6 protein-coding genes are annotated in these 9,030 nt (G+C 57.9%); 3 read left to right on the forward strand and 3 right to left on the reverse strand.

The features are described from left to right. Window positions 1–72 precede the first annotated feature (72 nt). Window positions 73–1,194 carry a GNAT family N-acetyltransferase gene (locus AUC61_RS08070; RefSeq protein WP_243245440.1) on the reverse strand — a complete coding sequence of 374 codons (1,122 nt, stop codon included), beginning with the start codon at window positions 1,192–1,194 and terminating at the stop codon, window positions 73–75. Between the two features lie 270 nt (window positions 1,195–1,464). Between AUC61_RS08070 and AUC61_RS08075 the strand changes: the two genes are divergently transcribed. Beyond that, window positions 1,465–2,763 (forward strand): putative porin, encoded by a 1,299-nt coding sequence (locus tag AUC61_RS08075; protein WP_243245441.1) that lies wholly within the window; start codon window positions 1,465–1,467, stop codon window positions 2,761–2,763. Between the two features lie 198 nt (window positions 2,764–2,961). On the opposite strand, the gene AUC61_RS08080 is transcribed toward AUC61_RS08075, so the two are convergent. After that, the gene (locus AUC61_RS08080) at window positions 2,962–4,083 is read right to left on the reverse strand and encodes a beta-ketoacyl-ACP synthase III (RefSeq protein ID WP_243245442.1); all 1,122 of its coding nucleotides are present in this window, start codon (window positions 4,081–4,083) and stop codon (window positions 2,962–2,964) included. 287 nt (window positions 4,084–4,370) lie between these two features. Continuing rightward, window positions 4,371–8,282, reverse strand: a complete 3,912-nt coding sequence (gene hrpA / locus AUC61_RS08085; RefSeq protein ID WP_243245443.1) for an ATP-dependent RNA helicase HrpA — start codon at window positions 8,280–8,282, stop codon at window positions 4,371–4,373. A gap of 173 nt (window positions 8,283–8,455) precedes the next feature. On the opposite strand from hrpA, the gene AUC61_RS08090 reads away from it, so the two are divergent. Then, complete coding sequence (locus AUC61_RS08090) at window positions 8,456–8,701, forward strand: type II toxin-antitoxin system Phd/YefM family antitoxin (protein WP_243245444.1); 246 nt, start codon at window positions 8,456–8,458, stop codon at window positions 8,699–8,701. Continuing rightward, the gene (locus AUC61_RS08095) at window positions 8,691–8,972 is read left to right on the forward strand and encodes a type II toxin-antitoxin system RelE family toxin (RefSeq protein ID WP_243245445.1); all 282 of its coding nucleotides are present in this window, start codon (window positions 8,691–8,693) and stop codon (window positions 8,970–8,972) included. The genes AUC61_RS08090 and AUC61_RS08095 overlap by 11 nt, the downstream gene beginning before the upstream one ends. Window positions 8,973–9,030 lie beyond the last annotated feature (58 nt).

Raw genomic sequence — 9,030 nt, forward strand, 5'->3', positions numbered from 1 at the left:
AGAAAATGCATGTCAGTCCGCCAGGTTGCATTTTGTTTGATGAGCGCCGAGCCGTGGAGCCGGTTTGCCTTATCAAACCTGCCGATACGGCAACGCACCTTTGGCATCTTCGGCATACGCCAGGATGCCAACCCTTTCCTGACCGAGAAAATCACTCACCGCTTCCTTGAGCCCCGCATGGGTCAGGTAGTGCCATGAACGAGTGATGACCGGCTCGAAGCCGCGAATCAATTTGTGCTCACCTTGCGCGCCCGCATCGAAGCGCTTCAGGCCATGGGCAATGGCGTAATCCATGCCCTGATAGAAACAGGTCTCGAAATGCAGACGGTCGAATTCCGCCAGGCATCCCCAATAACGACCGTAAAAACTGTCCCCACCCAGCAGACTGAAAGCCATCGCAACCGGCCTTGAGCCTTGACGCGCCAGCACCACGCGAATGGCCTCAGGCATCCGCTCGGCCAGCAAGCTGAAGAATTCCCGAGTCAGATACGGCGACTGCCCGCGCACCTCGTAGGTGTTGGAGTAGCAGGCGTAGACGAAATCCCACAACAGCTCGCTGAGCTGATGACCTTCCAGCCAGTCGAACTCGATACCCTGCCCTGCCACCTGCTCACGCTCTTTACGCATCTGTTTGCGCTTGCGTGAACTCAGTGCATCGAGAAAATCCTGGAAGTCCCGATAGCCACGATTCTGCCAATGAAACTGACAGCCATAACGCTGCAGCCAGCCCGGTTGTTCATCCAGAAATGCATCGGCCAGGGAGTCGGTGAAATTGACGTGTGCGCTGGACAGCTGCTGATCCTGGAGATAGCCCGGCACGGCATTGAGCAGTTCAATGCCGGCCTCCGGCGACGCTGACAAAATCCTCGCACCACTCACCGGGCTGAACGGCACCGCCATCAGCAGTTTGGGGTAATACGCGATGCCTGCACGGCGGCAAGCGTCGGCCCAACTGTGATCGAACACGTACTCGCCATAGGAGTGCCACTTACGGTAAGTCGGCATCGCCGCGACCAACTCGCCGTTCTGGTAGTTGAGCAGATGTTCAGCCTGCCATCCGGAACGCGGCCCGAGGCTGCCGCTGTCTTCCAGCGCGCTGAGAAAAGCATGGCGAACGAATGGCTGATCACCCGGAACCAAGGCATCCCATTGGGCAGGTACGACGTTTTCGAGGGTGGCGTTCTGGATGGGCATGCGGACTTCCCCAGCTAAGTCGGACGACGCGGCAGTATCCCTCATCGGCCTCCAATGTTCACCCATTCGCGCCGCGAAGGCTCTAGCTCAAGCCTTACAGACTTTTAATTGTCATCGACGCGCCATCATTGCGCCACCTTTCTGTCATAACCCATCGCGATACTGGCGCCTGTTTTTAGAACCGAGGGTACTAACCCTCAAACGCCCTTCTGCGGGGCGGCTTCTACAGGATGACCCGATGTCGTCCTTACTCACGTTATGGAGATCAACATGCGTCTTGTTTCTACACGTACTGCTGCGGCCCTGTGTGGTGGCCTGGTATTGGCCATGGCGGTTCCTGCCAATGCCGCAGTCGACGCCAAATTGCTGGACATGCTCAAGGCTAACGGCTCTATCAACGCAGATCAGTATGCTGAGCTGCAGACAGAACTGGCCAAAGACCAGGCAGCACAGAAGCAAGCATTCGCAGATGTGCAAAACACCAAATCCGCCTCTCAGGCAGAGTTCGAGAAGAAAGTCGCCTGGGCTACCAAGACTCAGTTCAAGGGTGACGTGCGCGTTCGCCAAGAGAACATTGAAGTCGAAGACCAGGCCAGCTCGACAGACCGCAGCCGTCAGCGCCTGCGCGCTCGCCTGGGTGCTTACACCGAAATCAATCCGCAGGTGAGCACCGGCATTCGTATTGCTACCGGTGGTAACCCTGGCGGCAATGGCGACGGTCGCTCAACCAATGTGGACCTGGACAACTACTTCACCAAGAAAACACTGTGGCTGGACTTGGGCTACGTCGACTACGCCCCGACCGCCGTCAAAAACCTGCACATCATCGGCGGCAAGATGAACCAGCCGTGGGTAAACATGGGCGATGTGATCTGGGACGGCGACCTCAACCCGGAAGGTCTGGCAGCCACCTATAGCTTCCCGTTGGGTGGCAAGACCGAACTGTTCGGTAGCGCCGGGCATTACACCCTTAAAGACAACATCGACGGCGACGGTTACCAGTTCCGTCATGACCTTCGTCTGTACGCGGGTCAGTTGGGTGCCAAATTCGCACCGACCGACAACCTGAAAGTGACCTTGGGCGGCAGCGTTTACGGTTACGACGGTGACAGCAGCACAGCTGCTCAGAATGCTCTGGCGGTCAACGGTAATACCACCACCGAATTCCAGCTGTACGAAGGTTTCGGCCAAGTTGATATCAGCGGCCTGGGCGTTCCGCTGGGTCTGTATGGTCAATACGTCGTCAACGACAAGAGCTCCGATGGCGAAGACACTGCCTGGCTGACCGGTGTGAAAACCAAGGTGTTTGGTTTCGGTATCGACTACAACTACCGCGACGTTCAGCGTAACGCTGTAGTCGGCGCATTCACCGATTCGGACTTCGCCAACGGCACCACAGGCGCACGCGGCCACAAGCTGAAGGTCAGTTACGAAATCGACAAGAACTTCTCGGTGGGCGCGACTTACTTCCTGGCTGACGCGGACAACACCACCAGCACCCGACTGGTTCGGGGCCCGGCTGATCGCGACGTGAAAACCCTGCAACTGGACGCAGAAGCGAAGTTCTAAAGCTCCCTGCTACACGCTTCAAGCTTCAAGCGACACCGCTCCCGTCGCTTGAAGCTGCAGAGACCTTACAGCCCGACGTTACCCTGGCGATCCCCATCATCCGTTCGCCAGGGTCACGCCGGGCTTTTTTGTCTGCGACTCTTACCAACATGCGAAGTCCCGCCCCTGTAGGAGCGCACGAGCACCTACGGCAACGACTCAACGCTTGCGCAAAATCACGCTACCGATCGAATAGCCCGCCCCAAACGAACTCAACACGCCCAACGCGCCGCTCGGCAAATCATCCTGATAGGTGTGGAAGGCGATGACCGAGCCCGCCGAACTGGTGTTAGCGTAAGTGTCGAGAATCACCGGCGCTTCTTCTAGCGACGCGTCGCGGCCCAGCAGTTTCTTGACGATCAAGTGGTTCATGCTCAGGTTCGCCTGATGCAACCAGAAGCGCTGTACATCGTTGACGTTCAGGCTGTTCTGCTCAAGGTGCGCGCCGACCAGCTCGGCAACCATTGGGCAGACTTCGCGAAACACCTTGCGGCCTTCCTGCACGAACAATTTGTCTGGCTGCCCCTCGCCCTCTTCTGCAGTGCGATTGAGAAAGCCGAAATTGTTGCGGATGTTGTTGGAAAAGCTGGTCAGCAATTTGGTGCCGAGAATATCGAACTGATAGGCCGAAGTGGCCAGGTCGGCACGCTCTACCAGCACTGCCGTGGCGGCGTCACCGAAGATGAAGTGGCTGTCGCGGTCACGAAAGTTCAGGTGCGCCGTGCAGATTTCCGGGCTTACCACCAACACTGCGCGGGCCTGACCCAACTGCACGCTGTTGCTTGCCGCCTGAATACCGAACGTTGCGGATGAACAGGCGACATTCATGTCATAGCCAAAACCCTGAACGCCCAGCGCAGCCTGAATCTCAATGGAAATCGCCGGGTAGGCGCGTTGCAGGTTGGAGCAAGCGACGATGACGCCATCCACATCTGCAGCCGTTTTACCCGCACGTTGCAAAGCCTGTTTGGCAGCCGCTACGCCCATTTCGCAGAGGATCGACCACTCATCGTTGGAGCGCTCGGGCAAACGCGGCTTCATGCGCTGCGGGTCGAGAATGCCGTCCTTGTCCATGACAAAGCGGCTTTTGATGCCTGAGGCTTTTTCGATGAACGCGGCGTTGGATTCGGTCAGCGCCTGCACCTCACCACGCTCGATAGCGGCAGCGTTTTCACTGTTGAACTGAGCAACGTAAGTGTTGAAAGACTGCACCAGCTCTTCGTTGGAAATGCTGTTGGCCGGGGTGTAAAGGCCTGTGCCGCTAATGACGACGTTGTGCACGGTCGTTCCTCTCTTATTGATCAATGCAGGTAACGACCTGCGCGGGCATAGGCGCCGCCGCCCACTAAATTGGGACCAACGTGCCAATGCAAACTTATGGAACGCCCTTGGCGCGATATAAGCCGGGCAACACCTCGGGGTTCAAGGGGCGAAGTGTGCCATATCGGCCTGTATATGTGGGAGTTTGAACAAAGGACCTGTAGGAGCTGCCGAAGGCTGCGAGGCGGTTTGTCAGGAATGACGCTATCGCAGCCTTCGGCAGCTCCTACAGAGAAAGCACGTGGTTGTTAACCCTCCACCTGTCCCCACTGCTTGCTCAGGCGCTTGTCGGAAACCGGCATTCTGGTGCCCAGTTGCTGAGCGAACAGCGACACGCGGTACTCCTCAAGCCACCAGCGATAAGCCGTCAGTTCCGGGTCGCGCTTGCCTTCCTGAGCGTGCTTACCGGCTCGGGCCTGATATTGCGCCCAAAGCCCGGCGAGCTCGATGCTCCAGACCCGGTCCTTCTGAACCTGGCTCGGGAGTTTCTCCAGACGCATTTCGATGGCTTTCAGGTAACGCGGCAACTCCTTGAGCCACTGCGCGGGTGTTTCGCGGACGAACCCCGGGTAGACCAAATGGCCCAACTGCGACTTGATGTCGTTGAGTGCCACGGCCTCAGCCAGATTGATCTTGCCCTTGAAGCGTTTTTGCAGGCCATGCCAGAGCTTGAGGATATCCAGGGTCAGCTTTGCCAGACGTTCGGCGTGCTCGGTCCAGGCGCCACGCTTGCGCTCGGCCAACGCCAGCAACCCGGCACCATCGCGTGGCAAACTGGATTCGCCCTCCAGCACGCAGCTGTCGAGGCTGGCCAGCAGGATGTCTTCAACCAGCGCGTCAACACGCCCTAACTCGCGATGCAGCAGCGCCAGCTCGGTTTGCCCCGGCAACTTGCTGCGCAGGAATTTGGCCGGTTCAGCCAATTGCTGCAACAGCAAACGCTGCAAGGCACGGCGATGCTGATATTCGGCTTCGGCTGACGTCGAAAAACGTCCCTCCTTGACCGTGCCCGCTTCCTCCACCAACGCCGGGTAGACCGTCATCGATAGACCGGCAATGTTCTGCTGGGTTTTTTCCGCCACCGGCGCGAAGACTTTCGCCTCCACGGGCTGCTGACCTTTTGCCGATTGCGGTACAGCCAACGCCGCTTGGCTGGCTTCGGCAAACCGTGCCGTCAGCTCGTCCAGTTCACGACCTTCGCCCAGAAACTTGCCGTTGCCATCGACGATTTCAAGATTCATCTTCAGGTGGCTTTCAAGTTGCTGTGCCGCTTCAGCCCAGGCTTCGTCACTGACGCGTGCGCCGGTCATGCGCAGCAGCTCACGGCCCAGCGCCTGAGGCAACGAGCCTTCGCCAAAGGTAATGCGCTGCAACGCCGCCTTGATGAAATCCGGCACCGGCACGAAGTTCTTGCGAATCGCCTTGGGCAAATTGCGCACCAGTGCAATGCACTTGGTTTCCAGCAGGCCCGGTACCAGCCATTCCAGTCGCTCGGCTGGCAGCGACAGCAACAACGGCGCAGGCACTCGCAAGGTCACCCCATCACGCGGATGATTGGGTTCGAAGTGATAAGTCAGCGGCAGGGTCAAATCGCCGAGCTTGAGGGTATCGGGGTAATACGCGGCCGTGACTTCGTTGGCCTCACGCGCGAGTACGTCTTCTTCGCGCATGATCAGCAACTGCGGGTTCTTCTGACTCTCGGTTTTGTACCAATGGTCGAAGGTCGCAGCCTGATGAATCTCGGCCGGGATTCTTGCTTCGTAGAAGCTGTAAAGCGTGTCTTCATCCGCAAGAATATCCCGGCGGCGGGCCTTGGCTTCCAGTTCGTCGAGGGTTTCCAGCAGTTTGGTGTTGGCGCTCAGGCACTTGGCCCGTGAGTTGATCTCGCCACGCACCAGCCCTTCACGAATGAACAGCTCGCGGGACACCACCGGATCGATCGGCCCGTAGTGCACCGGTCGACGACCGACCACAATCAGACCAAACAAGGTGATCTGCTCAAACGCCACGACCTGGCCGCGTTTCTTCTCCCAATGCGGTTCGAAGTGGTTCTTCTTGATCAGGTGTCCGGCCAGCGGTTCGATCCAGTCCGAATCGATTTTGGCGACCATGCGTGCATAAAGCTTGGTGGTTTCCACCAGTTCAGCGGTCATCAGCCATTGCGGACGCTTCTTGCCCAGCCCCGAGGACGGGTGAATCCAGAAGCGTCGTTGCCGTGCGCCGAGGTAATCACCTTCGTCCGCCTTCTGGCCGATCTGACTGAGCAAACCGGAGAGAATCGCCTTGTGAAATTTCGGGTAATCCGCAGGCTCTTTATTGACCGTGAGCTGCAAGTCGCGGCAGATCAAACCCAACTGCCGATGGGAGTCGCGCCACTCACGCAAACGCAGGTAATTGAGGAAGTTACGACGGCACCAGTTACGCAGCGGGCTGGCCGTAAGGGCCTGGCGCTGCTCTTCAAAACCGCGCCACAGATTGACCAGCCCGGCGAAGTCCGAATCAGCGTCCTTCCATTGTGCGTGGGCCTGATCCGCCGCTTGCTGGCGCTCCGGTGGACGCTCGCGCACGTCCTGCACAGACATGGCGCTGGCGACGATCAGTACCTCCTGCAAACTGCCCTGCTTCGCCGCTTCGAGCAACATGCGGCCCATACGCGGATCCACCGGCAAGCGCGCCAACTGACGGCCTAGCGGGGTCAACTGGTTCTCGCGGTTGACCGCTGACAGCTCCTGCAACAGATTGAAACCATCGCTGATGGCCTTGCCGTCTGGCGGCTCGATGAACGGAAAATCAGTGATCTCACCCAGCCGCAGATGCAACATCTGCAAGATCACCGCAGCAAGGTTGGTACGCAGGATTTCCGGATCAGTAAACTCCGGTCGTCCATTGAAATCTTCTTCGCTGTACAGCCGCACACACAGACCCGGCTCGACCCGGCCACATCGGCCTTTACGCTGGTTGGCACTGGCTTGCGAGACGGCTTCAATCGGCAACCGCTGAACCTTGGCGCGGTAACTGTAACGGCTGATGCGCGCGGTACCGGTGTCGATCACGTAGCGAATGCCCGGTACGGTCAGCGAGGTTTCCGCGACGTTGGTCGCCAGTACCACACGCCGCCCAGGATGTGACTGGAAAATCCGCTGCTGCTCGGCAGGCGACAGGCGCGCATACAACGGCAGAATTTCCGTGTGTTTGAGCTGTGCCTTGCGCAGCATTTCTGCCGCATCACGAATTTCACGTTCGCCGGGCAGGAACACCAGCACATCACCAGGGCTTTTGCGCTCGCTGCGTTCGAAAGCGGCCAGTTCATCAAGGGTTGCAAGAATCGCTTGATCAACGGTCAGATCGTCTTCGACGCTGTTGCCTTCTTCGTCCTGCTGCGAGGTCAACGGGCGATACCAGGTTTCCACCGGGAACGTACGCCCGGACACTTCAACAATAGGCGCGTCGTTGAAGTGCTCGGAAAAGCGCTGCAAGTCGATGGTTGCCGAGGTGATGATCACCTTCAGGTCCGGGCGACGTGGCAGCAGGGTTTTCAGGTAGCCGAGCAGGAAGTCAATGTTCAGGCTGCGTTCATGCGCTTCGTCGACGATGATCGTGTCGTAACGCTCAAGAAAGCGGTCGTGCTGGGTTTCGGCCAGCAGGATACCGTCAGTCATCAGCTTGATCAGGGTGCTGCTGTCGCTCTGGTCTTCGAAGCGCACCTGATAACCGACCAGCGCGCCCAGTGGTGTCCCCAGCTCTTCCGCTACACGACTGCCGACGCTGCGTGCCGCGATTCGACGCGGCTGAGTGTGGCCAATCAAGCCGTGCTGGCCGCGACCGATTTCCAGGCAGATTTTCGGCAACTGAGTGGTTTTACCCGACCCGGTCTCACCGGCGATGATCAGCACCTGATGCTTGAGCAGCGCCTCTTTGATCTCGTCGCGCTTGGCAGCAATCGGCAGGCTATCGTCGTAACGAATCAGCGGCACGCTGTCACGCCGCGCCATGACCTGAGCGCACGACGCCTGCACCTTCGCCACCCACTGCGCCAGCTTCCCCTCATCGGGCTTCTTGCGCAGCTCATGCAACTGGCGCCGCAAGCGATGACGATCGCTGATCATCGCGTGGTCGAGGTTCTTCAGGAGTTGGTCAATCGAGGGCGTTTGATCGGTCATCAGGTGCGCAGGGTCTTTTGATGGGTGCAAAGGCGGGGATTGTCGCAGATTGAGGTTACTTGTGACGACCTCCCATATCCGACGCGAAACTCATGCTAAGCAATGGCCCACCTAGACGATTGCGAAAACCAATTAAAAAGACCAAAATATCGCCCAAAATGGAGCACCAAATAATGCAAAGTATCTTGGCCGACGTCGCCGTCAGCGTATCCGAATTGAAGAAAAACCCATCAGCAGTGTTGAGTGGTGCCCATGGATTGCCAGTCGCAGTTCTCAACCATAATAAGGTGATGGGCTATATGGTCCCCGCAGAAGTCTTCGAGGCCATGATGGAACGTCTTGACGATCTCGATCTGGCCGACCTTATAAAGTCGCGCCAGCATGAAAAGCCCGTGCCGGTAGACATAGATGACCTTTAAGCATGAGTTTCTACCATCAGCATTGAAAGAGTGGGAAAAGCTGGGCCATACCGTTCGTGACCAGTTGAAAAAGAAGCTTCAAGAGCAACTCAGCCTGCCAAGAATTCCGGGAGATGCTTTGCACGGCATGCCGGACCACTACAAGATCAAACTGCGCAGCGCAGGTTATCGACTGGTGTATCGGGTCGAAGATGACCGAGTGGTCGTTACTGTTGTCGCGGTTGGTAAGCGGGAGCGTAGTGAAGCCTATGCGGCGGCTAAAAACAGATAGATTTCATATCGCGGCCGCGCTGGAGAAATGCAAATTAGTGGATTGAAATGCATTTTCT

The organism is Pseudomonas maioricensis (assembly GCF_022790535.1).
Lineage (GTDB): Bacteria > Pseudomonadota > Gammaproteobacteria > Pseudomonadales > Pseudomonadaceae > Aquipseudomonas > Aquipseudomonas maioricensis.